The organism is Lentzea sp. NPDC004782, assembly GCF_040609115.1.
Taxonomy (GTDB): domain Bacteria; phylum Actinomycetota; class Actinomycetes; order Mycobacteriales; family Pseudonocardiaceae; genus Lentzea.
Genome location: NZ_JBEXJN010000024.1, coordinates 1 through 24447 on the forward strand (window position 1 = coordinate 1; position 24447 = coordinate 24447).

Consider the following 24447-nt stretch of genomic DNA (forward strand, 5'->3'; position numbering starts at 1 on the left):
CGGGCGCCCAGGCCGAACCGGGCGGCGATCGGCAGCAGCAGCCGGTAGCCGCGGAAGGTCTTGCGGATGCGCTCGCGGCCGGCCTCGCCGGTCAGTGCGCCTTGTGCACCCACTCCGCGGCTTCCGGCACGTCGCCCGGCCCGGTGGTGACGAACATCGACGTGAGGGCGTACACGACCGCGCGGATCTCGTCGGGCACCTCACCGGGGGGTGTGGATGGCCGCGGTGATCAGCTCCATGCCCTCGGCCTTGCGGTCCACGAGCCACCAGTACCAGCCGCAGGCAGCGGCGAGCCGCATGGGTCTGCCGGGCCAGGTCCGTCTCGCCCGCCTCCGCGAGACGTTCGGCGACGTACTCCTTGATCGTGCCGAGCATCCGGTACCGCGGTGCGCCGTCGTGCGAAGCCACGAGCAGCGACTTCTCGGTCAACGCGGTCAGCAGGTCCAGAACCTCGTGCTCGGTGTCTCTCCCACCCCCTGCCCTTCGGGCCCGCCCCCTCGACGAGATCGCCCGCGCAGGCCCGTTCGGCCGCCTCCAGGCTCGCCCCGCCCGCGAACACGGACAGCCTGCGCAGCACGGACCCGTTCGGTGTCGGCCAGCAGCTCCCAGCTCCAGTCGACCCTCGCGCGCAACGTCCGGCGCCGGGGCAGCGCGGTCCGACTGCCACCAGTGAGCAACCTGAACCGGTCGTCCAGCCGGTCGGCGAGCTGGTCGATCGACATCGTGCACAACCTGGCCGCGGCCAGCTCGATCGCCAGGGGCATGCCGTCCAGTGCCCGGCAAACCCGCTCCAGCGTCGTGGCGTCGGCGGCGAAGTCCTTGCGCACCACGGCCGCACGGTCCGTCAGGAACTGGATCGCCTCCGCCGGGGCGAGCGGCTCGACTGGCCACAGCGCCTCGCCGGTGATGCCGAGCGGTTCCCGGCTCGTCGCGAGGATCCGCAGCCGCGGGCACTCCCCCAGCAGGCGATGGGCGAGCGCGGCGGCGGCCTCAATGACGTGCTCGCAGTTGTCCAGTACCAGCAACGTGTCCCGGTCGCGGATCGCGCTCACGAGGCGGTCCACGGGCTTTGTGTTCGCCGGTTCACCGAGGAGTGCGTCCCGCAGGCCGAACGCGGAGAGCGTCGCCTGGGCCACGTCCCCGTCCGTGCCGATCGCCGCCAGCTCCACCAGCCACGCGCCGTGCGGCAGGTCCGCGAGCACCGTGCGGGCGGTTTCCGTTGCCAGCCTCGTCTTTCCCGAGCCACCGGGCCCGGTCAACGTGGTGAGCCGGTGGCCGGTGACGAGGTCGCGGACCGCGGCGACGTCGTCCTCCTTGCCGACGTAACTGGTCAGCTCGGCGCGCAGGTTGGTCTTGCGGGTCTCCTCGCGACGCCCGACCTCGTCCCGCAACAACGCCACGTGCAACGCGGACAACTCCGGCGACGGATCGACGCCCAGCTCGTCCGCGAGGGCCTCCCGCGTGCGCTGGTACGCCTGCAACGCCTCACTGTTGCGGCCCGCGGCGGCAAGTGCGCGCATCAGTGCGGCGACCAGCTTCTCCCGCAACGGATGCGCGGCCACCAGGTCGGCCAGTTCGGTGACGAGATCGGCTCCGTGCCCGAGCTCGATCTCCGCGTCGAACCGGTCCTTCGTCGCCGTCAGGCGCAGCGCTTCGAGCCGGGTGGCCGCCGCGTCGCGCCTCGCTGTCCGGCAGGCCGACGTCCTGCATCACCGGGCCGCGCCACAACTCCAGCGCCTCGCGCAGCCGCTGTGGTCCCCGGTCGTCCGCTGCTACGTCGCCCGCTTCGAGGCGTCGTAGGACCGTCCCGGACGGTCAGGCGCGCTCGACGGCATCGGCCTGCGGGCCCCGGTCGCTCTGCCGGATGCGGAAACGCACCCGCTCGCCGGCCACCAGGGGCTCGCCGGAGACCACCGAGACGTGCACGAAGAGGTCGGGCCCGCCCGCGTCGGGGGTGATGAAACCGAAACCGCGGTCCGCGTCATAGCGGGCCACCGTGCCGTCGCCGGCACGGGCTGCCGGCCGGGTGGCCGAACGGGCCTGGCTGGGGGCCGCGGCGGCCTCCACCGGCTCGCCGGTGGCCACGAACCGCACCTCGCGCGCCTGACGACCCTGGTCCACGGTGACCGTGGTGAACGAGACCCGGTCACCCTCGACCGGCAGATACCCCTCGTCGACCAGGGCGCGCACGTGCAGGAAGACGTCACCCGCCCCGTCATCGGCGGCCACGAAGCCGAACGACTTCTCCTCGTCAAACCACAGGACGGAGCCGTCGGCGCCGTCGCCGGGCGCGACCAGAGGGCCCCTGCGGACCCCGGCGTCGAAGCTCAGCGGCACCAGGTGCTGGGCCTGCGGCCCCTTCTCCCCCGCGGTAACGACGAAGGCCACCCGCTGCCCGGCCGCCAGAACGCCCCCGGTGACGATGGCGGAGGAGTGCACGAACACCTCCGCACCCCCGCCGTCCGGCACGGCGAACCCGTAGCCCTTGGCCGGCTCATACCAGGAAACGGTAGCGAGCACGCCCAGGGTCGCATCGGGCGAGGCGTCCCCGGTGACGGCGACGCGCAGCGCCTGCGGACCGCGGGGTCCCTCACCGGCCTCGAACTCCACCGTCTGACCCTCACGCAGCGCCCGGGCCGCGCCCTCGCCCCGCACCTGCGAGACGTGCACGAAGATGTCGGCGCTGCCGTCGTCGGGGGCGAGGAAGCCGAAGCCGCGCTCGAGGTCGTACCAGCGGACGGTTCCCTGCTGCACGGTGCACTCCTGGTCTCGCGGGTGGTCGGGGGTCCAGTGTCCCAGGCGCCGGACCCCCGCCGCGCCACCGTGCACCGCTAGCCCGGTCTTTCGCCCATGGCGATGAGTGAGATGGTCCCCAGAATCGGGGATTTATTGATCATGGTGGTTGAGTCGGGTCGACGGCAAGAAGGTCGAGCAGTCTGGCCTGGACAGGGCCGGGTTGCGGGATGGTCGCGGGTTGCCCATCGATAGCCGGGATCAGCCGTAGCCCGGCCAGTGCCTGGAAGATGAGCGTGCCGGTGGGCTTGGCTTTCTGGCCGGGCTACAGCCCGGTCATGGTGGTGTCCCGGCGAGGGCTCGGCGCACCGAACGCTCGACGAGGCAGAAGATCAGCAATGCCAGGCAGATCACGGTGATCAGGGCTTCGATGCGCCGATTGGTCTTGAGGAACATCGGCGCGACCGCGAGCGGGCCCTTGAACGCGCTGTAACGGCGTTCCACCACTTCCTGGCCTTTGTAGCGGATCAGCACTGTCGTGGCGTCGATGGTGGCAGGCAGGTTGGTGAGCAGGGCGTACCAGCCGTCGGTAGCTGCTTCCGTGTCCAGGGCATCCTGGTCGAACCATCAGCTCAGGGTGGGTTTGCCGGTGGCTGGGTCGGTGCCGGTCTCGCTGCGCAGATAGGCCTTGACCCGGCGGTCGCGGGCGATGGCGGTGATCCGGTCGGTCACGGTCTGCTCGGTCGGGTAGTACGGTGACCCGAGTCCGCGGGCCAGCCGTTCCAGGTCATCGCGGGCGCGGTCGAGCTTCTTGGCCCGGGCCGTGGCCGCCGCCGCGGCCCGAGCACTGGAGTGCACGAACACCCGCCGCAACCGCAGCGCGGGATCGGTCTTCTTCTTGCCGAGCACGACGAGTTCGTCTTCGAGCACCCGCCAGGCGCCGGTGCGATCGGCGGGCTTGCCCGCGTCACGGTCCGCGGTGTAGTCCGCGGCCGCGCCGGTGTCGAGCCCGGCCAGCTCGGCGGCACCGACGTAGAGCTTGGACGCCGGGGCGATGAACCGCACCCGGCTGTGATCATCGCGTGCAGGTTGCCGTAGGAGACGAGTTTGGAGTCGCCGACGAGCACGAAACTCCTCGGCCCGGCAACGTCTTTCAACGCGGTCATCGCGCCCACGACCTGGGCCACCTCGCCGGCGTTGCCGTCGTAGGCGCGGTGCCACAGCGGGATCCCGCCATCCCCGGTCGCCGCCAGCCCGGCCTGGACCTGCTTCAGATCCGGGCGGCGGTCCTTCGGATGACCGAACTTCGGAGTCGTGAACTGGTCATCGGCATGCTCGTAGGCGCCAACATCGACATCGAGGTCATGTCCCAGTGCAGCCGGGACACATCCGCCCGAACGCGGCGATCGCTTGCGCCCCAACCGATCCGACGATCCTGTCGAGTTCCGGCGCGATCGCGTCCAAGGCGCGGGCGATCCGGTCATCGCCCAGCGTGGCCGGGGCGATGCCGAGCGTCTCCCCGACCGCCCAAGTCCACGCCCAGTCCTGAACCCGGTACAACGGTGACGGCGAGGTCAGCCGGTTCGCCACCAGCGCCTCGATCACCTGCCCGTGCGTCAGGATCGCCACAGCCTCCCGGATCGGACACGCCCGGTCGACGATCCCCGCGAGGTCCAGCCGGTGGCAGTACTCGGCCACCACCGGCAACGCACCCAGCACCTTCTCCACACTCGGCCCGCCATAGGCCATCGGCTGCCGAGACCGTCGTTCCCTCATCCCGCCACGATAAGATGATCAAGGCGAATCGCTGTTGCGGCCCCAACCGACCTCATGTGCGAAAGACGGGGCTAGCAGTTGCCAGCCTGCGTCAGACCTGGTTCATGCCGCCGTCGACGAACAGCTCGACGCCCGTGACGAAGGAGCTCCGTTCGGAGGCGAGGAACAAGACCACCTCGGCGACCTCGTCCGGTGATCCCAGCCGGCCGATCGGCACCCCGGCTACGAGCGTGTTCTTCAGCTCCTCGCTCTCCCCGTCTGCGGCCAGTCCCTCGAGCCCAGGCGTGCCGATGGGGCCGGGGCTGATCGTGTTCACCCGCACGCCCCTGGCGGCGAGCTCGTTCGCCCAAGTCCTTCCCAGGGAACGAATCGCGGCCTTGGTCGCTGCGTAGATCCCGAACGCGGCATCTCCGCGGGAGCCGGCCGTCGAACCGGTCAGCACCACCGAGGCCCCTTCGTTGAGGTGGGGCAATGCCTTCTGGACGGTGAACACCGTCCCCTTGACGTTCGTGCCGAAGGTCTCGTCGAAGTGCTGTTCGGTCACCTGCTCCAGCGTCGCGAACTCGCCGCCTCCCGCGTTGACGTGCAGCACGTCGATTCCGCGCCCCTGCTCCCCGATCGCCGCGTAGAGCCGGTCCAGGTCGCTGAGGTCGGCGCTGTCGACCTGGAAACCGGTCGCACCGCCTCCGATCTGCTCGACCGCCTCGTCGAGAACCTCCTTGCGACGGCCCGTGACGACGACGTGAGCACCCTCGCTCGCGAACCGCTTCGCCACCGCCAGCCCGATGCCGCTGGTGCCGCCCGTGACGACCGCCATCTTGCCTTCGAACATGCCCATGACTGTCTATCTCCGCTCAGTGCAATTAAGTGATATGTCACGTAACCGGCGCGGGCACGGTTTCATTCCACTGATCGTGAGGATGCTCGCCGCAGGGCTCAGCGCTCTCGGTCGACGTCCGGCCGCGGCAGGGTGCCGTTTGCGAGGATGTTCTCGTAGATGGTCTCGAGCGCCTTGCTGAGCTGCGGCAGCGATTCCTTGGACAGGCCGTCGAAGAACAGGCGCCGAACGAGCGCCACGTGGCCCGGCGCCGCGCCGGCCAGCGTGTGCCGCCCTTGCACCGTGAGGCTCACCTCGGTGACCCGCCGGTCGGACGGCGCGAGGTCGCTGGTGACCAGGCCTCGGCGGCTCATCCGTTTGACGTGGTGCGACAGGCGGCTGCGCTCCCAGCCGATCGTCGCGGCCAGTGAGGTGATCTGCATGCAGCCCCCAGGAGCACTGCTCAGCGCGTTGAGCACGTCGTAGTCGGACAGCGACAACCCGCTGTCCGCCTGCAACTGGCGGTTCATCTCGTAGGCGAGACGCAGCTGCACACGCATGTACGCGAGCCAGGCGCGCGCTTGCTCGTCGTCGAGCCACTGCTGGTCCCGGGCTTTTCCTGCCATCGGCGTCACTATAACGCCGTCTTCCGGGAACATCCTGAGCAACCCCGGCGTTCGCATGACATATCACGTAATTTCTGAACCTCGAGGAGCAGTCATGCCCAAGGCCGTGGTGATGACCGGAGCCGGCGCACCAGATGTTCTCAAGTGGACGGACGTCCCGCCGACGGAGCCTGCCGCCGGTCAGGTCAGGATCAAGGTGCGGGCAGCCGGGATCAGCCCGACGGACCTCGCCCTGCGCTCGGGCCGGTTGAAGGCGTTTCCGCTGCCCGAGAACGCCGTCCTGGGGTTCCAGGTGGCCGGGACGGTCGACGCGGTCGACCCCTCCACCACGGGTGCGAACGTCGGAGACGAGGTCGTGGCGTTCCTCCTTCAGCTTGGCGGCTATGCCGAGTACGCGATCGCCTCGATCTGGACGCCGAAGCCCGCCACGGTGTCGTGGACGGACGCCGCCGCCTTGCCCAGTGCCGCGGAAGCCGCAGTGCGGGTGCTGCGCGAACTGGATGTCCGTGATGGAGAACGCCTCGTGCTGTTCGGTGGCGCGGGCGCGGTGGGCACGATCGCCACGCAGCTCGCCGTGCGGCAGGGAGTCACCGTGATCAGCGCTGTGGGGAACCGCGACCTGGACTTCGCACGCGAACTCGGCGCGATCCCGGTGCGGTACGGCGACGGCGTCGTGGAACGAATCCGCGCACTCGGCGGGGTCGACGCGGTGTTCGACGCGGCAGGTGCGGGCGTGCTTGGCGACGCGATCACCCTGGCCGGGCAGCCCGACCGGGTCATCACGCTGTCCGATCCAGCCGCCGCCCAGTTCGGCGTACGCCTGTCCGGTCCCGATGCCCAACGCGCCACAACCGCGTTGGCCGAAGTCATCGCACTGCTCGCGGACCAGCAACTACGGCTGCGGCCGTACACCGTCGCGCCGATGTCCGACGCCGACCAGGTGCACCGGCAGTTGGAGTCCGGCGAGCTGCACGGGCAAATCGTCCTCACGGTGGACTGATGTCCGCAGCGCGCGGGATGCCAAACACGGCCAATACGCTTGAGCTGCACATAAAGCCGTTGCAGGTCATGCTTGTTGATCAGGCCGCCGAGTACTCACCGGCCACGTGTGGACCTACAGCAGAACTGCGAACTGCGATCCGGTCGTGGTGGGGTTGTGCCGCGCTCGGTGCGGCAACGCGTTGGCGAGGTGCGCGGCGCTGCCCAGCGTGGCGGCCGCCGCCGTGAGCCACAGCGGCGCCCGTTCGCGGCCCGGTCCGCCGAGCGTGACGAACGCGGGCAGCAGTCCGAACGAAACGCCTACGGCACAACGGAATCACCGTCGCCTTGGGGCCAACGTCAGATGCTCAGGCGGAAACAGCACCACCACGTGCACGGCTCGGCCACCGTCCTGACGCGGCCGTTCCGCTCAGCGAGCTGGACGCGTCGGGGTGTGCCCCCTCCTCCACGCTGATGCCGAGCCGTTCGACCAGCTTGCCACCCAGCCAGCCGCCAGGCCCGCCTCCGAGCACACCCTGTGCGTGCGGAAACCGCATCCGTGGAGGTCAGGCAGCATGGGAGTCGTCGTGGATGAACGCGCCGAGATGGCCCTGCGATCTACCGTGAGATGTTTGATCTGGACGGCTTCAAGCACGTTGGGCGAGATCCACGGGGGTGCTGCGGCGGCCGAAAACGGCCACTACACTCCCTGCGGCGAAGCTTGCGCAACAAAAGATTGAATCGTGTCGGCTGACCCTCTACACAAGAGTCGAGCTATCCAATAGCGCGTGAACACACAAACCGCGCAAGCTTGCCACCGATGAGTGTCGAAATCCCCCTCGGACACGAGCGTTATTCACCCCCACGGGGTTGATGGAGACATCAGCTTCGTGGGGGTTTTGCTTGTACCGGACTTGCAGGTCAATCGCTTCGTATAGCTCTTCCAACCTCGTTGCGCGCTGCCTCTCAGTGCCGCGCTGACGTCTCCTATCGAGTCAATCGCCGCGTAGATCTCGGCAACGTCCACCTCCACCAGTGCTGGGACGTTGTCCAGGGCTGCCCGTGACGCGAGCCTCTCGGCTTGTGCCTCGTTGATCGCCTCGACCAGCGCCGCAGGGTCCACGCCGGCCATGATCGCGTTCTGGAATCTGGTCAGCTTGGCCTCTGCCGTTGTTGCGGCCGGGTTCTGCTAATGCCAGGTGGCGAGCGAGGAAGTCGGATATCGCTGGGCTTGATCCACGGCTGTGGCGGTGGCAGGGCCAGTGGCCCCTGCCACCTCCGCAACGTGTGGTCAGGCGGCCCAGAACTCCCATCCCTGATCGCCAGGAGCCTTCGGGTACGCCGCCGGCCACTGCACGATCGTCGCCGCCTTCGCTGTCGAACCTCCGAGGACACCCATCACCTGCGAGTCATAGTTCTGCACATACCAGAGAGGGTTGCCGTCCCCGCCGTAGTAGCCCGTGTAGGGCTGGCTCCACGCCTGGTCGTTGATGCCACCAGCGCAGGGCCACTGCACCAGGTGCGCGCCTGGTGTGGTGCTTCCGCCGAGCACGCCGAGACACATGCCGGAGTTGTGGTTCCTGACGCTGAAGAAACCTTGGCCCAGGCTCTGCAGGTGCCAAATCTTGTCCGCACCACCGTCACAGTCCCAGGTCGTGACCGAAGCGCCTGCCGTTCGGCTGTTCCCCCACACGCCGAGACACCAGCCCGAATTGTAGTTGTAGAGAACAACCGGTATGTCGCCCTGGGCTGCCGCAAGAGGGCTGATGGGCTTCAAGCCCGCCGGCTTCGTCGTACCGGATCCCGATCGCGACGGGGTCGGCGAGTAAGCCCGGACCTGTGGAACGGGTTGCGCGCTCTGATGGATACCCGACTGAGCCCCGCCGGTACCCGGCGCGGCGTTGGCCGGTAACGCGAAAGCGGCTAACACCACCACGAGTGCGGCCACGACCTTGGCGAAGTGAATGGTTGGCTGTCGCATGTTTTCTCCCGCAGTTCTGTTCGGCTGGTTGTGATGAGGCGGCCCGCCCCCCTTGCGATCTCGCTCGGGCCGCCTCGGGGTGTCAGAGTGGGCGGCCGTTCGTGTGAACCGCTTGCCAACTTTCTGCATTGCCCTGGTGACTGGGCTATCCCTGTGGCTCGGAGATGTCGCGCCGGGGAGGCGGACATGGCAGTGGAGATCGCGCTGCTGGGCGAGGTAACCGCACAGGTCGACAGGCAGCAGGTGGACCTCGGGCCTGCGCGGCAGCGGTGTGTGCTGGCGGCGCTGGCGGTGGACGCCGGCCGGCTGGTGCCGGCGGACCGACTGGTCGAGCGGGTGTGGGGCACTGACACGCCCCGGCGGGGACGGGCGACGCTGCACAGCCACATCTCACGGCTACGCAAGGCCTTCGCCGGCGCGCTGACCATCGTGCACCGCTCCGACGGCTACATGCTGGTGGCCGATCAAGCGGATCAGACCGTGGATCTGGTGCGGTTTCGCGCTTTGCGTGACCGTGCCCGCCGCGCGGACGACGACATGCGCCGGGTGGGACCGTTGACCGAGGCGTTGGCGTTGTGGTGCGGCGAGCCGCTCACAGGTGTGAGCAGCGAGTGGGTGGAGAGCGAGCGGGACCAGTGGCGGCAGGAGCGGGATGCGGCCGAGCAGGACCTGACCGAGGTGCTGCTGCGCCTGGGCCGGGGCGAGGAACTGGTGGCACGGCTGTCGGCGCGGGCCGCGCGGCATCCGCTGGACGAACGGGTGGCAGGCCAGCACATGCTGGCGCTGCACCAGGCCGGGCGCACCGCGGACGCCCTGGCCTGCTACCGGCAGCTGCGGGACCGGCTGGTCGAGGAGCTGGGCACCGACCCCGGCACCGCGCTGCAGGAGTTGCATCAGCGCATCCTCGACACCGACCCCGCCCTCACCCCATCCCCGGTACCGCTTCCCGACGAGGTGGCAGGGGCGCCGGTGCCCCGGCAGCTGCCCGCGCCGCCGCGGTGGTTCACCGGCCGCGACACCGAACTGGCCCGCCTCGACGAGGCACTGACCGCCGAACCCGACGGCGACCCGCAGCAGTCGGGGATCCGTGCCGCCGCGGTGGTGATCTCGGCGATCGGCGGCGCCGGCGGGATCGGCAAGACCTGGCTGGCCCTGGCCTGGGCGCACCAGCACGCCGAGCAGTTCCCCGACGGGCAGCTGTTCGTCGATCTGCACGGATTCAGCCCCGCGGAAGAACCAATGGCCCCAGAGGTCGCGGTGCGCAGGTTCCTCGACGCCCTGCGGGTCGATCCCAGCCGGATCCCGACCGACCTGGACGCCCAAGCCGCGCTGTACCGCAGCCTGGGCGCCGGGAAGCGGATGCTGATCATGCTGGACAACGCCGCCACCGCCGACCAAGTCGTCCCGCTGCTGCCCGGCAGCCCGGCCTGCACCGTGCTGATCACCAGCCGCATCAGGCTCGCCTCGTTGATCGACCGGCACGGCGCCCGCCACCTGCAACTGGACGTTCTGATCCGTGACGAGGCGCGCGCCTTGCTGGCCGCACGCCTGGGCACAGACCGCGTCGCCGCTGAACCCGACGCCGTCGACGAGCTGATCGAACTGTGCGGGGGCTACCCGCTGGCCCTGTCGATCATCGCCCGCGACGCCGCCACCCGCCCCGGCCTCCCGCTCGCCGAGGTGGCCGCCGAGCTGCGCGAGCTGGGATTGGAGATGCTCGATCACGACAGCGACCCCGCCGCCAGCCTGCCCGCCGTCCTGTCCTGGTCCCTGCGCCGGCTCACCGACGAACACGGCACCGTGTTCGGGTTGCTGGGCATCGCCCCCGGACCCGACACCACCCTGCCCGCCGTGACCGCCCTCACCGCCCTGCCCCCGGCCCGCGCCCGCAAAGCGCTCTCGGCACTGGAGGACGCGTCCCTGCTCGAACGGCGACCTGGCGGCCGGTACGCGATGCACGACCTGGTCCGCGCCTACGCCGCCACCACCGCCCACCAACTGCCCGACGATCTGCGGGAGACAGCCCTGGCGCGAGTGATGGACTTCCACCTGCACACCGCTTTCGCCGCAGACCGCCTCCTGGACCCCACCCGCCAACTCCTGCAACCCGACCCGCCCGCGCCCGGCGTGCATCCGCTCCCGCTGCCCGACGCCGCGGCCGCGCTGGCCTGGCTGGAAGCCGAGCACGCCACCCTGCCGGCCACCCAGCGTGCCGCCGTCTCCTTTGGCCGCCACCATGTCGTCTGGCACCTCGCCCAGGCACTGGACACCTTCCACATCCGAGGGGGGCATCGGCACGACAGGCTCACCGCGTGGCGGGCCGCGCTGAACGCCGCCGCACACCTGCCCGACCCCACCACCCGCAGCCGCGCCCACCGGCTCCTCGGCGGCGCCTGCTCCCAGCTGGGTTTACACGAGGAGGCCAACGGGCACCTGGACCGGGCGCTTGACCTAGCCGTACGCCACCACGACCCCACCGAACAGGCACACACCCACCGGATGCTCGCGCAGGCCTGGGAAAAACGGGGGGACGGCCACCGGGCGCTAGGTCACGCCCGACACGTCCTCGACCTCTACCGCACCCTCGACCAGCCAGTGTGGGAAGCCGTCGCACTCAACACGGTGGGCTGGTACGCCGCGCATCTGGGCGACTTCGACACCGCCCGCGACCACTGCCACGCCGCCCTCACTCTGCACCGACACCACCACAACCCCGAGGGCGAGGCGAACACCCTGGACAGCCTAGGGTTCATCGCCCACCGCACCGGCGACCACCAGCAGGCCCTCGACCACTACCACCAGGCCCTCACCCTGTACCGCACCCTCGGCTATGCCTACGTGGTTGCGGACACCCTCGACCACGTGGGCCACCCCCACGCCGCGCTCGGACAACACGATCAGGCCCGCCAGGTGTGGCAGGAGGCGCTGGAGCTGTACCGGCAGCAAGGCCGCGAAGACGACGCCACCCGCGTACAGCGACAACTCGACGGCCTCAACCCGCACCACGACGCTGACCAGCCACCTCGGGATGCCGAATCCGCCAACCAACCGAAATGATCTTCAAACGGTTCCTGAGCGTCCTGCCGCCCGTCGATGAGTGAGCGCGTCTTCCACCACGGCCCGCGTGCGTTTCACTCGTCAAGGCCAGACGGCTCTGGCCAGACACCACCGCCAACAGCGGCAACCCCGATCCGAGTGCGCACTGCATTCGTCGGGATCGCGTGTCCGCGCAGTGGCCCAGACCAGCTCGCACGGTAGGCCAGCCAGCGAGGCTAGGGGTTGGTTCCCGTCGGCAGCGGTTCGATTCGTCCTCCTGCGACCGACGTTGCCTGGTACCGCCCTGCGAGGTGGCTGAACGGGATGAGCCTCCCGTCGACGACGGCCTGTTGTTCGAGGACGCGCCGGGACGCCCGTGGCCGACGGTGGTGGTCAACCAGCAGCTGCGAGAGCTGCCGACGTCGGGGCGCCGTCGCCCCGGCACAGGGGTGCAGTGGCGACTGGGGAGTGTCGTCGTACCCGTAGCCCATCAATGAGACAACGAGAGTGACTTCGCCGCGGGCCGATGCTGTGCGTGCCGAAAATTACGTCCGCACAAGTCAAGCGGCATGCCGATACTCGTGGAGGACTCCACCGAGACGGTCCCGTCGGAGTACCACGAGGCGTTCGATCCGGTCAGGCCCAAGAGGTTGGAGTCGGGCTCGCCAGGGTGCTGCGGCGGCGAGGGAGCGTTCCATGATCGCGTTCATGCGGGGCACCCGGACGCCGGTCAGGATCGTCGCGATCCCGGCGCCGCCGAGGATCTCGTCGATCAGTCCGGGATACTTGCCGTCACGATCACGGATGAGAAACCTGACTCGTGCGAGGCTGCCGGCGTCCTCGAGGTTCATCAGGAGATTCCGAACCGCCGGATCGCCTCAGCCTGCGAGCGCAGGAAATCGGCCCACGCAACGGTTGTCCGGCGCGGAGCCGGTTGCGCAGCCGGTGTGCGGTGAAGGCCGCACCATCGCCCGCTCGGCGGTCTTCCGAAGAAAACGACCAGGGGCAAGGCCACCGAAGGCCGTGCCCCTGGTGGTGATCGTCAGCCTGCGCCTCGCGCCCATGCCGTGAACGGGTCCAGCGCTTCCTCGACCCGGTACGGCTCGATCGTGCGGCCGCTGCGGTCCAAGCCGCGGTAGGAGGCGCGGTAGTCGAAGCCGTAGCTCGCGGCCTCGTCCGCGCTGACGGCGTAGTACACGGTCGTGATGCCGTGGTCGAACGCGGCCCGGTAGCACATGCCGCAGGGCTCGCCCGAGGCCAGCAGCACGGACTCGGCGACCAGCGCCGGTCCGGCCTTCCGCGTGGCGGCACGCAGCGCCACGATCTCGGCGTGCGCGGTGGGATCGCGCTCGGCCAGCACGCGGTTGACGCCGGTTCCGAGGACCCCTGCGGTGGGGTGCAGGACCACCCCCGCGAACGGGATGCCGCCGCGCTCGACCTCGGCCAGCGCGATCGCGACGGCCTCCCGCATGTGGCCGGTGATCCGGTCGGTGTGCAGCGCGGTCATCACGCTTGGTCCGAGGCGTACTTCGGGCTGGAGGCCAGCTTCAGCCACACCACTCCGCCGATGATCACCGCCAGCCAGAAGACGCGCACCGGCGTGAGGGCCTGGTCCAGCAGGAACGCGCTGACCACGGCCGCGCCGGAGGCGCCGATGCCGGTCCAGACCGCGTAGCCGATGCCGACGTCGATGTTCTTCAGTGCCAGGCTGAGGGCAAAAACGGTGAGGAAGAAGAACACCGCCGCGGAGATCGACCAGCCCAGGTCGGTGAACCCCTTGCTGCCGCCGACGCTCACCGCGTAGCCGATCTCGACCAAGCCCGCGATCAACAGGGTGATCCAGGCGCGGCGGCTCGCGCCAGCGGCGGCGGTGGTGTCCTCGTGTCGAATCGTTTCGGGTTGGTTCGTGGTGGTCATCTCGTGTGCTTCCTTTGCGATGGTCTCCGTGTCAGGTCTTTCGGTGGCGCGTCGGGTCAGACGGCCGCGCCGGACAGTTCCAGGCCCACCACGCCGATGATGACGACGGCGATGCCGACGACCTTGCGCCAGTTCAGGCGCTCCTTGAACAGCAGGGCACCCAGCAGCACGATGCCGACCGAGCCCAGGCCGGTCCAGATCGCGTAGCCCACGCCGACGTCCAGGGTGATGAGCGCCAGGCTCAGGAAGAACGTGCCGAGCGCGCCGATGACGAGCGTGAGGATGGACGGCCACAGCCGGGTGAAGCCCTTGGCGGCGTTCGCGCACAGCGCGAAGGCGATCTCGAAGACGGTGGCGATCGCCAGGTAAACCCAGTGCATCTCGCTTTCCTTTCCGTGCTAGCTCAACGCTTTGCGCAAGTCCTCGGGGTTCGGCACGCCCTCGAAGCGGTGCGAGCCGATGTCGATGGTCGGGACGGCCCGCACGTCCGCCGCCCTGGCCTGCGCCAAGCCGGCCTGGTGCCGCTCGGCGTACCGGCGCTCGGCCAGCGCGGCAGCGAACTCCTCCGCGGGAAGCCCCACCTCGGCGGCGATCTCCTTCAGCACCTCGGGCTGCCCGATGTCGCGGTCCTGCTGGAAGAACGCCCGCAGCACCGCACCGTGGTACTCCTTGGCCCGACCGTGCTCCTCGGCCAACAACGATCCCTCGAACGGCAGATGCGTGTAGGGCTGCGGTGACACGGTGGGCAACTTGATCGGCACCCCGAGCCGCTCGGCCATCGGGTAGACCGAGCTCCGCCAGACCCGGGGCAGGTACTCGTCCTCCGGGCGCAGGGTGGGGTTCGGGTGGGGCCGCAGCTCGTAGGGCCGCCACGTGACCGTGGCCCCCGCCTCGGCCGCTGCCTTCTCGATGATGTCTTCAGCGAGCAGGCAGTAGGGACACACGTAGTCGAAGTAGACGACGACTTCGCGTGGGTTCATGTCTCCTCTCCCGATCCTCACGAGGGATGCTGCACCTACTATTTGCATGCATGTACAAGCTCTTGTCAAGCCCTCTCGGCGCTGTCACCAGAGGGCAGACCGGCAAGGTCTATGCTCGTACATGGAGAATTTCCGAGGATGTCAACGCCCGCGCCAGCCGGAACAGCGCCACCGAGCCGGTTCGACCGGCGCCGCGTCGCCCGATTGGGGGCAGGCACCAGCAGGATTACCGCTGAGTTACCCGACGATGGCGGCTAGAATGTTGCACAAGCATGTACTTGACTGGCCGATCAGAGAACCGCAGGTGACGAGATGAGCGCAGCACCCAGTCGAACCACCGAAGCCGCCGCCTCCAACCTGGGCGCCTCCGACCAGGCCGCCTGGAATCGGGTGCTGACCTTGCACGTCTTCGTGGAACGCCAGCTCGCACAGGTCCTGCAGCGGCGCCACGGCGTCGGGCTGTCGGAGTACCGGGCACTCGCCGAACTGTCGCAGTCGGCAGCCGGCGAGTGGCGGATGCAGGAACTGGCCGACCGGATCGGCCTGGGCCAGAGCTCGGTGACCCGCCTGGTCGCGCGGTTGGACGCGCTCGGCCTCGCCCGCCGCGACCTGTGCCCCGACGACAAGCGGGGCGTCTACGCCGTCATCACCGACGAGGGCAGGCAGTTGCACATCGCCGCCAGCGCCACCTACGCCGAGGCGCTCAGCTCCGCGTTGAACACCGCGGGCGCCGACCAGGGGCTGGCCCGCCTCGTCCAGGCCATCCGCAGCGCCACCTGACGTCGGCGTACTCCTCTCGCAGCAGTGCGAGCGAACACCGAAGTAAGAAAGCGGTCCGCCATTCGCCGCAACCGGGCGCGGTGATCTGTGATCCGCGTCGGGCACGAAGTTATTTGCTTGACCGTGCATGCTTCTTTCGTTAACTTTGTAGACGCACAGCGACAGGACGGTCGGGACCGCTGAGAGATCAGCCGGGGCGAACCCTGCCGCTTCAGCGGGCACCTCGACCTTTCGGCGCCACACGGCGCCGGTCCTTCGCTCAGCGAAGCCCCCACCTTTTTGGCAGCACTGCTTGCTCCCGAGGAGGAACCGTGCCTTCGTCACGTTTGCTCGGTCACCTCGCCGAACACGCGGTGAACCGTTCCCGGTCGGTCGCCCTCGTCTGCGGGGACCGGGAAGTGACCTACGGCGAGTTGTCCGGGCTCGCCGAGCGGTACGCGGCCGAACTGACCGCGCTCGGCGTGACCCCTGACCGACCGGTGTGCGTTCCCGCGCACAAGTCGATCGACACCATCGCACTGCTGATCGCCTGCTTCTCCGCGGGCACCAGCGCTCTCGTGCCATCGTCCGAACTGGGCCCGTCGGCGCTGCGCACCATCTGCGAACAGGCGAGGTGCTCGCACGTCCTCACCGCAGGCGCGAATGGACGGCCGAAGTGGACGGTCGTTGACGGCGCCGCGCCCGAGGGCTTCGAGCCCGTCGACCCGAGCCGTACCAAGGTGATGTTCACCACGTCCGGCTCCACCGGGACACCGAAGATCGTCCCCGTCCCGGAGTCCGCGTTCGACAACTTCGCGGAGTGGGCGACGAAGCAGTTCGCCCTCACCGCCGACGACGTCTCGCTCAGCTACGCGCCGTTCAACTTCGACCTGTCGCTGCTGGACGTGTGGGTCATCCTGCGTCTGGGCGGCCGGGTCGTCCTGGTGGAACCGGCAGCGAGCGCGGACGGTGGCCGGCTGCGTCGCCTGGTCGCCGACCACGGCGTCACGTTCGTCCAAGGTGTACCGCTGCTCTACCGACTGCTCACCGAGGACGAGACCGCGACCTTCCGCACCAGGACGGTCGTCTTCACCGGCGAGGCGCTCCCCCACCGGCTCCTGCCGCGCCTGGTTCGCGCGTTCCCGGAAGCCCGGCTGTACAACGTCTTCGGGTGCACCGAGACCAACGACAGCTTCATCCACGAGGTCGACCCGGCGACCGCGGGAGCGCGCATCCCCATCGGCCGGCCGGTCGACGGTGTTGAGGCTGTGCTCATCGGCGACGACGGCGCCGTCATCGAGGGGCCGGGAACCGGTGAACTGCTGGTCCGCACACCGTTCCAAACGAGCGGGTACGTGCAGAGCGCGCTCAACGACAAGGTGTTCCGTCCGGCTCCGGACGGCGTCGGCGGACCGTTCTACCGGACCGGCGACATGGCGACCCGGAGCGCCGACGGCACGTTCGTCCTGGAAGGACGCCGCGACTTCCAGGTGAAGGTGCGCGGCATCCGCACGAACGTGCTGGAGGTCGAGGCCGTGCTGGCCTCCCACCCGGAGGTCGAGGCGGCCGCGGTCGTCGCCGTCCCCGACGACGCGGCGGGGCACCGCCTGCACGCGGAGGTCGAGCGGAAGCCGGGATCGGGCCTGACCTCGCTCAAACTGCGTGGCCACGGCGCGCGCACCCTGCCCCGCCACGCCATCCCGTCCACGATCCGGATCGGCGACGCGCCCCTGCCCCGCACCTCCACCGGCAAACCGGATCGCAAGTTGATCAAAGAAACCGTCATGAAGGGCTGACTGATGGACCTGGAAACCCAGATCCGCGACTACATCGTCTCCGAGTTCCTGTCCGGCGAGGACGTTCCCGACCTCACCGACGACTTCGACCTCATCGAGAACGGCGTCGTCGACAGTCTCGGGCTCGTCCGATTGATCTCGCACATCAGCACGACCTACGCCATCCCGGTCGACGACCTCCCGCTCGAACCGTCGAACTTCCGCGACATCGAGCGCATCTGCGCCTTGATCCGGCAGTCGCCCGTCGCCGCGTCGGGCTGACCGCGAAACCCGCAACCATCGAAAACCCATTCACCCAGGAGAGAAACGTGATCGTCCGCAGCTATGACGAGATCGCCCCTGTCGAGTGGGGCAACGGCACGAGTCACCGCCTGCTCACCGAGTCCGACGGCATGGGCTTCACCGTCTGCGAGACGCTGGTGCGCCGAGGCACCACCAGCGCCCTGCAGTACCGCCGTCATCTGGAGGCGTGCTACTGCATCGGCGGTTCCGGTGAGGTCGTCACCGCCGACGGGGAACATCACAAGATCATGGAGGGCACCCTCTACGCCCTCGACAAGCACGACGCGCACTACCTCGTCGCCTCCGACGACGAGGACCTCCGGCTCATCTCGGTGTTCAATCCGCCGCTGCGCGGCGACGAGAAGCACGACTTGTCCGAGGACGGGTTCTCCCAGTACTGATCCGTTCACGCTGGGGCCGCCCGCCGGTCGGGCGGCCCCAGCCACGGCACCAGCGAGGGACTGAAAACACCATGACTGCGACCATCGACACCTTCGACACCGTCGCCGCCTGGGCAGAGGACCTCAACCGTGACAACGCGACGTTGGATGACCGCGGCGAGTTCCCTTGGGAGAAGTGGAAAACCATCCAGCACAGCGGCATCCTGGCCGTTCCGTTCGAACGGCGGTACGGCGGCGAGGGTCGACCGCTCACCGAAACCATGCGGGCGCTGGAAGGGCTCGGCTACACCAGTCGGGACGCGGGGCTCAACTTCTCCACCTCCACGCAGATCGTCAGCGTCGGCCTGGTCCTGCAGGCGTTCGGCAACGAGGAACTGAGAACAACCTACCTGCCGAAGATCATCTCCGGTGAGCTGATCACCGCGCACGCGATCACCGAGCCGACGAACGGCTCTGACGCCACCGGTATCACCACGACAGCCCGCCGGGACGGCGACGACTACGTCCTCGACGGCGAGAAGATGTTCATCACCAACGCGCCGATCGCGGACCTGTTCCTGCTCTACGTCCGCACCGGGTCCCCAGGTCCGTTCGGGCTGAGCTGCTTCCTGGTCGAGCGCGACACGCCGGGCCTGCGCATCGGCGAACCGCTGGACAAGATGGGCCTGCGCACCTCGCCTCTCGGCGCGGTCACCCTCGACGGCGTGCGGGTACCCGCATCCCGCCGAGTCGGCCAGGAGGGCGCGGGCTTCCTCATCCTGGACCACATCATGAAGCGGGAGATCCTGCTGTCGTTCTCGATCACCCTCGGCGAGATGACGCACCGGCTGGAGCGGTGCGTGCGACAGGCCAGGACGCGCACGCAGTTCGGTCAGCCGATCGGCGCGTACCAGGCCGTCAGCCACAAGATCGCCGACATGAAGATCGCGGTGGAGACGGCCCGCAAGTGGCTGTACGACACCGGGGCCAAGGTCGAGGCGGGCGAGGACGCGTCGATCGACGTGGCCGCCACCAAGACCGTGGTGAGCGAGGCCAACGTGCGCACCGCGCTGGACGCGGTCCAGATCTTCGGCGGCTCCGGCTACCTCACCGCGACTGGCGTGGAGGCGGACGTGCGCAACGCGGTCGGCGGCACGATCTACTCCGGGACCAACGAGGTGCAGCGCAACCGGATCGCGTCGCTGCTCGGCCTCGGTTCCTCAGCCGGCCAGGGGGTGCGCCATGGCTGATCTCACACGGCTGACCGAGCCCACGGAGTTCCTCGACCACGAGTCCGTGCCCGTCCAGGAGTTCATCGACGGCGTGGTGCCCGACCGCGGCGCCGACAAGCGGCAACTGGCGACAGCGCTGTACTACGCGGTCCGCGACGACGTCTTCTACGAGGTCTACGACGCGGACCTGTCCCGTGACGGGCTCAAGGCCAGCCACGTCGCGACCCGCAGGCAGGGCTTCTGTCTGCACAAGTCGGTGCTCTACGCGGCGTGCTGCCGGGCGGTGGGCATCCCCGCGCGGCTGCACTACGGGAAGGTCCGCAACCACCTGGCGTCCGACCGGCTGCGCAAGCACATCGGTGGCGACGTCTTCTTCCACGGGCTGACCGCCGTCCACCTCGACGGGAAGTGGGTGAAGGCGACACCGGTGTTCAACGGCCTGCTGTGCAAGCTGTACGGGCTCACGCCGTTGGAGTTCGACGGCACCAGCGACAGCCTGTACCACCCGTTCGACGCCGACGGGCGCAAGAACATGGAGTTCCTGGTCGACTACGGCGGGTTCGACGACCTGCCGTACGAGTTCGTGATGGACCAGATGAGGACCAACCACCCCGACTTCCTGAACTCGGACGGCACGGGCACCGTGTCCGGTGGTTCCCTTGCCGCCGAGGCCGCCAGGTGACCGCACGGAAGGAGGACATCGCCATGACCGAACCCACCCCTGCCCCGGACGGCTGGGGCGCCCGCGCCCGGATCGGCGTGGTCGTGCCCCACGCCGACGTCGGGCCGGAATCGGAACTGCAGGCCCTCGCACCGCGCGACGTTGTCGTGCACGGCTCCCGCGTCCACTTCGGCGCGATGCGCGCCGGGGGCGAGATGGATCCGAAGATCCCGCACGCGCCGATCCGGGCGTTCATCGAGCCACCGCACGTCGACACCGCCGTCGAACTGCTCGCGGCCGCGCCCCTCGACGCGATCGCACTCGGCTTCACCAGCTCGGCGTACGTGCTCGGCCCGGCCGGTGAGAAGGAGCTGTACAACCGGTTGAGGGGCTACACCCGCGGGTTGCCGATCACGGGCACCACCAAGGCGGCGGTGGCGGGCTTCGACGCTCTCGGCGCCCGCCGCGTCGCCATCGTCAACCCGCCGTGGTTCGACGACGAGCTGTCCGGCCTGGGAGCCGACTACTTCACCGAGTTCGGTTTCGAGGTCGTCCAGCACGGCCCGTGCGGGTTGCCGAGCAACCAGAAGCTGATCACACCGGAGGCGCTGACCGACTGGATCCGCACCACGGTGGCCGAGGCCGAGCCGGACGCGGTCCTCGTGGCGGGCAACGGCATCAGGGCGGTAGGCGTGATCGACGAGCTGGAGCGCGACTGCGGTTTCGCGGTCCTGACCGCCAACCAGGTGCTGCTCTGGCACGCACTGCACCTCGCCGACGCGGCACACCTGGCCTCGGAGATCACCTCCTACGGCCGGCTGTTCACCGTCTCGCCGAGCTGAGCGGCAGGCTGACGGGAGGCACGTTCGGCCGAACCGCAGTGGGCCGAAAGTGCCTCCCGGCTTCTTCGCGTTGCTGCAGAACGATGTTCTCGACCGACGTGTCTGGTCCGCCCGCGACGAACTCAGGATCGCGATCGTCACTCGGATCGAGCGCACCTGCACCGTCGTCGACGCCAGGCAGCTCTCGGCCGGTTGACCCCATCGACTACGAAGCAATCATGGCCAGCCAGCCAGGCTGCGTGACTACAACTGTCACCTGCTCGTGCAGCAGACCCTTCTTCCGAAGTCCGGGCTCAATTCTGGTTGTTTGGTTGAGCTGGGTTTTGCGCGGTGAGGCTTGCTTCGATTGCTTGGCGTTCTTCGGGAGTGGCGGGGCGTCCTTGAGGGGCGCTGAGTTGCTCCTGGGCTTTCTTGATCTGGGCGATCGCGGTGTCGAGGTCGGAGTGGGTGACGGCTTGGCGGTCTCCGACGGCTGCGCGTTCGGCGGCAACGAGGATGGCGAGCTTGATCTCGCGGCCGCTGAATCCGTCGGTCGCGGCACAGAGCCGGGCGACGTCCACGTCAGGGTCGAGAGGGAGGTCGGGGACGAGGAGTTTCCGCCAGATGGCGATGCGTGCTTCCGCGTCGGGCAGGGTGAAGTGGAAGTGGCGGACGCGTGACTCGAAAGCCCGGTCGTAGTTGGTGACGAGGTTGGTGGAGAAGACCACGACGCCGGTGAACTGGTCGAGGCACAGCACGATCTGACTGCGCATGGAGTTGATGGCCTGCTCCGATCCCTGGGTGACGTCGGTGAGGCGCCGGGAGAGCAGAGAGTCGGCTTCGTCGATGAAGAGCACGGCTCCCTGGCTCTCGGCGGCCTGGAAGGCAGCCTTGACGTTCTTGGGGCCGTCGCCGTGGAACTTGCTTTCGATCTCGGCGTAGCCGGCCATGATGATCGGCATGCCCAACTGGGCTGCGATTGCGTGGGCGGCGAGGGTCTTTCCGGTGCCGGGCGGGCCGTGCAGGTTGAGCGCGACGCTCGGCGAAGGTTCGATCTCCCGCAGCCCCCACTGCCCGTAGATCCGAGAGCGGAGCCTGATGGCGGCCACCGCGGTCATCAGTTCGTCGGCCTGGGCAGCGGGAATGACGAGCTGGTCGAACCGGTACCGCGACGGCTCCGCGACGTACTGCCTGGCCCGTTTCTCCGCCGTCTCGGTGTCGGGGTGGTCTCCGTTGTTCGCGGGGACGTGCAGTCGGGGCGGGTTCCTGCCGACTCGCAGGACCAGTTGCTCGGTGCGGGTGTGCTGGGCGAGGTCGTCGAAGGCGCGGGCGAGCCGGGTCCTGGCGACCGCCGCGACCGGTTCGGGCACGTCGCCGGGGATGCCGTCGAAGAACATGTGCGGTGACATAGGTTTCTCCTGTGAGACGTCAGGGGTAGATCACGAGGCGCCTGCCTCGGTGGTGGGCGGCGAGTTCGTCGTCGACGTCCTGGGACGTGATCTGGCGGGCGTCGCTCTCGACCTGGTTTGTGGCGGTGTTGAAAACGCCTTGAACGGTCCGGTACTGGTTGTTGGCGATGAGGTCCTGCAGCGTGAACCCGACCCGGTTCCGGTCGGCGGTGTTCAGGTAGCTGCCGTACAGGCGGCTGCGACGCTCGCGGAACCATTCGACGATCTGGCGGAACTTCAGGATCAGTTCCACCACCAGGTCCACGGCGGTGAGTGCGGCCACTGCCATGAGCAGGATGGTTTCGATGACCATGCTCGGGTCCTCCGGCTCAGCTGACTATCAGGAGTGGGGTGCCGCCGAAGGCGTCGGTGAGTTCCTCGTCGAGCTCGTCCACGAAGAACTTGGTTGCGCACGGCGTGCCGTCCTCGGTGCAGACCAGCTCACCGGCGGAGCTCAGGAACATCAGCGTGATCTCCGTGCCGCCTTGGGAGCGGGGTGTGCGCAGGATGGCGCCCTGGCTCGCGGTGTTCCCCTGGGGCCGGTGGGCGACGAACCAGGCGATGGCCTCGGCGTACCCCAGGCGCCGATGCGGGTGAGGAGGCAGGGAGCCGCGGAGGAGGCTCTGGAAGGCAGCCAGCCGCTGGACGAGTCTCTGGATTCTCGGATCGGTTTTCGGCGGGGAGACCGTTTCGGCGGGTGTGTCGCGCCGGTCGCTTCGGCTCACGGGCACCTTCTTCTGGTCGGGGGTGGTGGGCTGTCGTGCTCACAAGTCGTGGATCACGACCTGGTTGGTGCGGTGCAGCTGGGTGAGGTCCCAGTCGAGGCGACTGGAGTCAACGGTGCGGTACTCGACCCAGTAGTTCGTCCGGGTGTTGAAGACGCCCTGCACGGTCCGGTAGGAACCGGACGCCAACAGGTCGACCATCGTGGCGGCGACCAGATTGCGGTCGACGAACACGGCGCGACGGACCCGGAACCAGGCCAGCACCGCCGGCAGGGTGAGCACCGCGACGTGGACCGCGCCGGCCGCGGCCGCTCCACCCAGAATGCCTCCGAGCGCAGCTAGGATGATCATGGTGATGGGTTCCACGAGCCCTGCTCCCCTGTACCGAGTCGGGATCGTCGGTCAGTAGTCGTCGAGTCGCCGCTGTGCGATCACTTTCGCGACGCGTCCGCTGACGGTGTTCTGGAAGTAGAGCTTCAGGCTGCCGTCCAGCGGCACTCCGGCGGTGATGAAGTCCGCGCCCGCCGGGATGGTGGCGAAGGAGACGGGCTGGGCGAACGCGCTGAGGATCCCGTCCCGGAGCTGGGACAGCAGTTGCCCGTTCCCAACGCCGGAGGTGTGGACCCGCCAGTGGGTCAGCGCGGCGACGATGGCGGTTGTGCCGTTCGGTCCGGCCGCCTTCTGCAACCTGAGGTCGAGCTCGACGTAGAACGTGGGATCGGTGACGACCGGGACGCTCACGAACCCATGGGTGCCGAACCGCAGGACCCTGTTGTGCGGTCCGGCGAACCCGTCGCTGGTGTCGCTGACGACCGTGAGCGTTTCGCGGCCGCCGTAGATGCCGACACGCGAGTCCTTCTCGCGGACCTTCCTGGTGAACATCGTGGAGATGGCGCCCTTGAGCGGCGTAGCCCCCAGCACCGCGGCGGGGGCGGTCGCGTCGAGCCACGCCTCCTGCACCCTCCCGGCCGCCCAGGTGTTGTCGTCCCACGCCTGGGCGCGGCGCTCCGGCACGACGCAGACGTGGTCGCCGCGGAAGGCCTCACGCCACACGTAGGGCCTGACGCAGGTGTCGGGGCCGTAGGGGCCGCGCGGATCGACGCGGAACCTCGCCTGGGCGTTGTCGTCGCGGGCCTGCTGGCGCCGCACCGGGTAGACGCACACGTGATCGCCGGGCCCGGCCTCGCGCCACACGTAACCTTGCGGGCAGGTGTCGAATCCGCCTGGTGCGGCCTGGGCCGGCAGGCCGACCATCACGATCGCCGCGGCGAGCACCGCCACGAACAGAAAAGAGCGGGACCGCATAGCTTGTCTCCTCAACACGGTCAGCGCACGAGGGCCGTGCATTCGTTTTATGTCAGTTCATGGTGTGCGTCCGAACCGGAAGCGCCCAGCGGGCTAGCACGCATGTGTTCCGACGCTTGAGGCGCCACACTGGGTGCTGTTCCAGTCGACGGAGAATTCGCGAGGTAGAGCGGAGCACGACATCAGTGGGTCAG

29 protein-coding genes and 4 pseudogenes are annotated in these 24447 nt (G+C 68.8%); 11 read left to right on the forward strand and 22 right to left on the reverse strand.

Features of this window, described 5'->3' with window-relative positions; all coding sequences use genetic code 11:
• Window positions 1-94 precede the first annotated feature (94 nt).
• The 9 genes and pseudogenes from ABZV40_RS22505 to ABZV40_RS22545 form a co-directional block, all read right to left on the reverse strand.
• A pseudogene (locus ABZV40_RS22505) lies at window positions 95-1767 on the reverse strand (BTAD domain-containing putative transcriptional regulator); the annotation flags it as partial.
• A gap of 48 nt (window positions 1768-1815) precedes the next feature.
• On the reverse strand, window positions 1816-2337 hold the full coding sequence (locus ABZV40_RS22510) for a cold shock domain-containing protein (protein WP_355445036.1): 522 nt from the start codon (window positions 2335-2337) through the stop codon (window positions 1816-1818).
• A 9-nt stretch (window positions 2338-2346) separates the two neighbouring features.
• A pseudogene (locus ABZV40_RS22515) lies at window positions 2347-2526 on the reverse strand (cold shock domain-containing protein); the annotation flags it as partial.
• A 42-nt stretch (window positions 2527-2568) separates the two neighbouring features.
• Window positions 2569-2754 (reverse strand): annotated as a pseudogene (locus ABZV40_RS22520) (cold-shock protein); the annotation flags it as partial.
• A 315-nt stretch (window positions 2755-3069) separates the two neighbouring features.
• On the reverse strand, window positions 3070-3267 hold the full coding sequence (locus tag ABZV40_RS22525) for a hypothetical protein (RefSeq protein ID WP_355444655.1): 198 nt from the start codon (window positions 3265-3267) through the stop codon (window positions 3070-3072).
• A gap of 93 nt (window positions 3268-3360) precedes the next feature.
• The gene (locus ABZV40_RS22530; protein ID WP_355444658.1) at window positions 3361-3798 is read right to left on the reverse strand and encodes a hypothetical protein; all 438 of its coding nucleotides are present in this window, start codon (window positions 3796-3798) and stop codon (window positions 3361-3363) included.
• A gap of 297 nt (window positions 3799-4095) precedes the next feature.
• Window positions 4096-4509, reverse strand: a complete 414-nt coding sequence (locus tag ABZV40_RS22535; RefSeq protein WP_355444661.1) for a DUF4277 domain-containing protein — start codon at window positions 4507-4509, stop codon at window positions 4096-4098.
• Window positions 4510-4600: 91 nt separating this feature from the next.
• On the reverse strand, window positions 4601-5347 hold the full coding sequence (locus ABZV40_RS22540) for an SDR family oxidoreductase (protein WP_355444664.1): 747 nt from the start codon (window positions 5345-5347) through the stop codon (window positions 4601-4603).
• A gap of 98 nt (window positions 5348-5445) precedes the next feature.
• Window positions 5446-5952 (reverse strand): MarR family winged helix-turn-helix transcriptional regulator, encoded by a 507-nt coding sequence (locus tag ABZV40_RS22545; RefSeq protein WP_355444667.1) that lies wholly within the window; start codon window positions 5950-5952, stop codon window positions 5446-5448.
• Window positions 5953-6046: 94 nt separating this feature from the next.
• On the opposite strand from ABZV40_RS22545, the gene ABZV40_RS22550 reads away from it, so the two are divergent.
• Window positions 6047-6952: an NADP-dependent oxidoreductase gene (locus tag ABZV40_RS22550; protein ID WP_355444669.1), complete on the forward strand. Its 906-nt coding sequence runs from the start codon at window positions 6047-6049 to the stop codon at window positions 6950-6952.
• A gap of 346 nt (window positions 6953-7298) precedes the next feature.
• Here the strand turns inward: ABZV40_RS22550 and ABZV40_RS22555 are convergent, their stop codons facing one another.
• The 3 genes from ABZV40_RS22555 to ABZV40_RS22565 all read right to left on the reverse strand — a co-directional run bounded on the left by ABZV40_RS22555 (window position 7299) and on the right by ABZV40_RS22565 (window position 8911).
• Window positions 7299-7487: a hypothetical protein gene (locus ABZV40_RS22555; protein ID WP_355444672.1), complete on the reverse strand. Its 189-nt coding sequence runs from the start codon at window positions 7485-7487 to the stop codon at window positions 7299-7301.
• Between the two features lie 299 nt (window positions 7488-7786).
• Window positions 7787-8062, reverse strand: a complete 276-nt coding sequence (locus ABZV40_RS22560) for a hypothetical protein (protein WP_355444675.1) — start codon at window positions 8060-8062, stop codon at window positions 7787-7789.
• 159 nt (window positions 8063-8221) lie between these two features.
• On the reverse strand, window positions 8222-8911 hold the full coding sequence (locus ABZV40_RS22565; RefSeq protein WP_355444678.1) for an RICIN domain-containing protein: 690 nt from the start codon (window positions 8909-8911) through the stop codon (window positions 8222-8224).
• A gap of 186 nt (window positions 8912-9097) precedes the next feature.
• On the opposite strand from ABZV40_RS22565, the gene ABZV40_RS22570 reads away from it, so the two are divergent.
• Window positions 9098-11968 carry a BTAD domain-containing putative transcriptional regulator gene (locus ABZV40_RS22570; RefSeq protein ID WP_355444681.1) on the forward strand — a complete coding sequence of 957 codons (2871 nt, stop codon included), beginning with the start codon at window positions 9098-9100 and terminating at the stop codon, window positions 11966-11968.
• Between the two features lie 290 nt (window positions 11969-12258).
• Window positions 12259-12444, forward strand: coding sequence for a hypothetical protein (locus ABZV40_RS22575; protein ID WP_355444684.1), 186 nt, complete (start codon window positions 12259-12261; stop codon window positions 12442-12444).
• Between the two features lie 63 nt (window positions 12445-12507).
• Here ABZV40_RS22575 and ABZV40_RS22580 read toward each other — a convergent pair whose 3' ends face one another.
• From ABZV40_RS22580 to ABZV40_RS22600, 5 genes are all read right to left on the reverse strand, one after another.
• Window positions 12508-12798, reverse strand: coding sequence for a hypothetical protein (locus ABZV40_RS22580; RefSeq protein WP_355444687.1), 291 nt, complete (start codon window positions 12796-12798; stop codon window positions 12508-12510).
• Window positions 12799-12989: 191 nt separating this feature from the next.
• The gene (locus ABZV40_RS22585; RefSeq protein WP_355444690.1) at window positions 12990-13454 is read right to left on the reverse strand and encodes a nucleoside deaminase; all 465 of its coding nucleotides are present in this window, start codon (window positions 13452-13454) and stop codon (window positions 12990-12992) included.
• Complete coding sequence (locus tag ABZV40_RS22590; protein ID WP_355444693.1) at window positions 13454-13864, reverse strand: multidrug efflux SMR transporter; 411 nt, start codon at window positions 13862-13864, stop codon at window positions 13454-13456. The genes ABZV40_RS22585 and ABZV40_RS22590 overlap by 1 nt, the downstream gene beginning before the upstream one ends.
• Before the next feature lie 56 nt (window positions 13865-13920).
• Window positions 13921-14244: a multidrug efflux SMR transporter gene (locus ABZV40_RS22595; RefSeq protein WP_355444696.1), complete on the reverse strand. Its 324-nt coding sequence runs from the start codon at window positions 14242-14244 to the stop codon at window positions 13921-13923.
• An 18-nt stretch (window positions 14245-14262) separates the two neighbouring features.
• Window positions 14263-14844: a DsbA family protein gene (locus ABZV40_RS22600; RefSeq protein WP_355444699.1), complete on the reverse strand. Its 582-nt coding sequence runs from the start codon at window positions 14842-14844 to the stop codon at window positions 14263-14265.
• Window positions 14845-15156: 312 nt separating this feature from the next.
• Between ABZV40_RS22600 and ABZV40_RS22605 the strand changes: the two genes are divergently transcribed.
• The 8 genes and pseudogenes from ABZV40_RS22605 to ABZV40_RS22640 all read left to right on the forward strand — a co-directional run.
• Window positions 15157-15624 (forward strand): MarR family transcriptional regulator, encoded by a 468-nt coding sequence (locus ABZV40_RS22605; protein WP_355444702.1) that lies wholly within the window; start codon window positions 15157-15159, stop codon window positions 15622-15624.
• A gap of 311 nt (window positions 15625-15935) precedes the next feature.
• Window positions 15936-17399, forward strand: a complete 1464-nt coding sequence (locus tag ABZV40_RS22610) for an AMP-binding protein (protein WP_355444705.1) — start codon at window positions 15936-15938, stop codon at window positions 17397-17399.
• Between the two features lie 3 nt (window positions 17400-17402).
• Window positions 17403-17660, forward strand: a complete 258-nt coding sequence (locus tag ABZV40_RS22615; protein WP_355444707.1) for an acyl carrier protein — start codon at window positions 17403-17405, stop codon at window positions 17658-17660.
• 47 nt (window positions 17661-17707) lie between these two features.
• Entirely contained in the window at window positions 17708-18082 is a 375-nt protein-coding gene (locus ABZV40_RS22620) for an ectoine synthase (protein ID WP_355444710.1), read from the forward strand.
• Window positions 18083-18153: 71 nt separating this feature from the next.
• Window positions 18154-19311 (forward strand): acyl-CoA dehydrogenase family protein, encoded by a 1158-nt coding sequence (locus tag ABZV40_RS22625; protein ID WP_355444712.1) that lies wholly within the window; start codon window positions 18154-18156, stop codon window positions 19309-19311.
• A complete protein-coding gene (locus ABZV40_RS22630) occupies window positions 19304-19975 on the forward strand; it encodes a transglutaminase-like domain-containing protein (protein WP_355444715.1) in 672 nt (223 codons plus the stop codon). The genes ABZV40_RS22625 and ABZV40_RS22630 overlap by 8 nt, the downstream gene beginning before the upstream one ends.
• A gap of 23 nt (window positions 19976-19998) precedes the next feature.
• Window positions 19999-20796 carry a maleate cis-trans isomerase gene (locus tag ABZV40_RS22635; protein ID WP_355444718.1) on the forward strand — a complete coding sequence of 266 codons (798 nt, stop codon included), beginning with the start codon at window positions 19999-20001 and terminating at the stop codon, window positions 20794-20796.
• A 61-nt stretch (window positions 20797-20857) separates the two neighbouring features.
• Window positions 20858-21039 (forward strand): annotated as a pseudogene (locus ABZV40_RS22640) (hypothetical protein); the annotation flags it as partial.
• Between the two features lie 50 nt (window positions 21040-21089).
• On the opposite strand, the gene ABZV40_RS22645 reads toward ABZV40_RS22640, so the two are convergent.
• From ABZV40_RS22645 to ABZV40_RS22665, 5 genes are read right to left on the reverse strand one after another with little or no spacing between them, the layout of a single operon-like run.
• Complete coding sequence (locus ABZV40_RS22645) at window positions 21090-22172, reverse strand: ATP-binding protein (RefSeq protein WP_355444721.1); 1083 nt, start codon at window positions 22170-22172, stop codon at window positions 21090-21092.
• Between the two features lie 31 nt (window positions 22173-22203).
• A complete protein-coding gene (locus ABZV40_RS22650) occupies window positions 22204-22536 on the reverse strand; it encodes a hypothetical protein (protein WP_355444724.1) in 333 nt (110 codons plus the stop codon).
• Window positions 22537-22552: 16 nt separating this feature from the next.
• Window positions 22553-22948 carry a hypothetical protein gene (locus ABZV40_RS22655; RefSeq protein ID WP_355444727.1) on the reverse strand — a complete coding sequence of 132 codons (396 nt, stop codon included), beginning with the start codon at window positions 22946-22948 and terminating at the stop codon, window positions 22553-22555.
• A gap of 39 nt (window positions 22949-22987) precedes the next feature.
• A complete protein-coding gene (locus tag ABZV40_RS22660; protein ID WP_355444730.1) occupies window positions 22988-23299 on the reverse strand; it encodes a hypothetical protein in 312 nt (103 codons plus the stop codon).
• A 51-nt stretch (window positions 23300-23350) separates the two neighbouring features.
• On the reverse strand, window positions 23351-24253 hold the full coding sequence (locus ABZV40_RS22665) for a hypothetical protein (protein ID WP_355444733.1): 903 nt from the start codon (window positions 24251-24253) through the stop codon (window positions 23351-23353).
• Window positions 24254-24447: the final 194 nt, after the last annotated feature.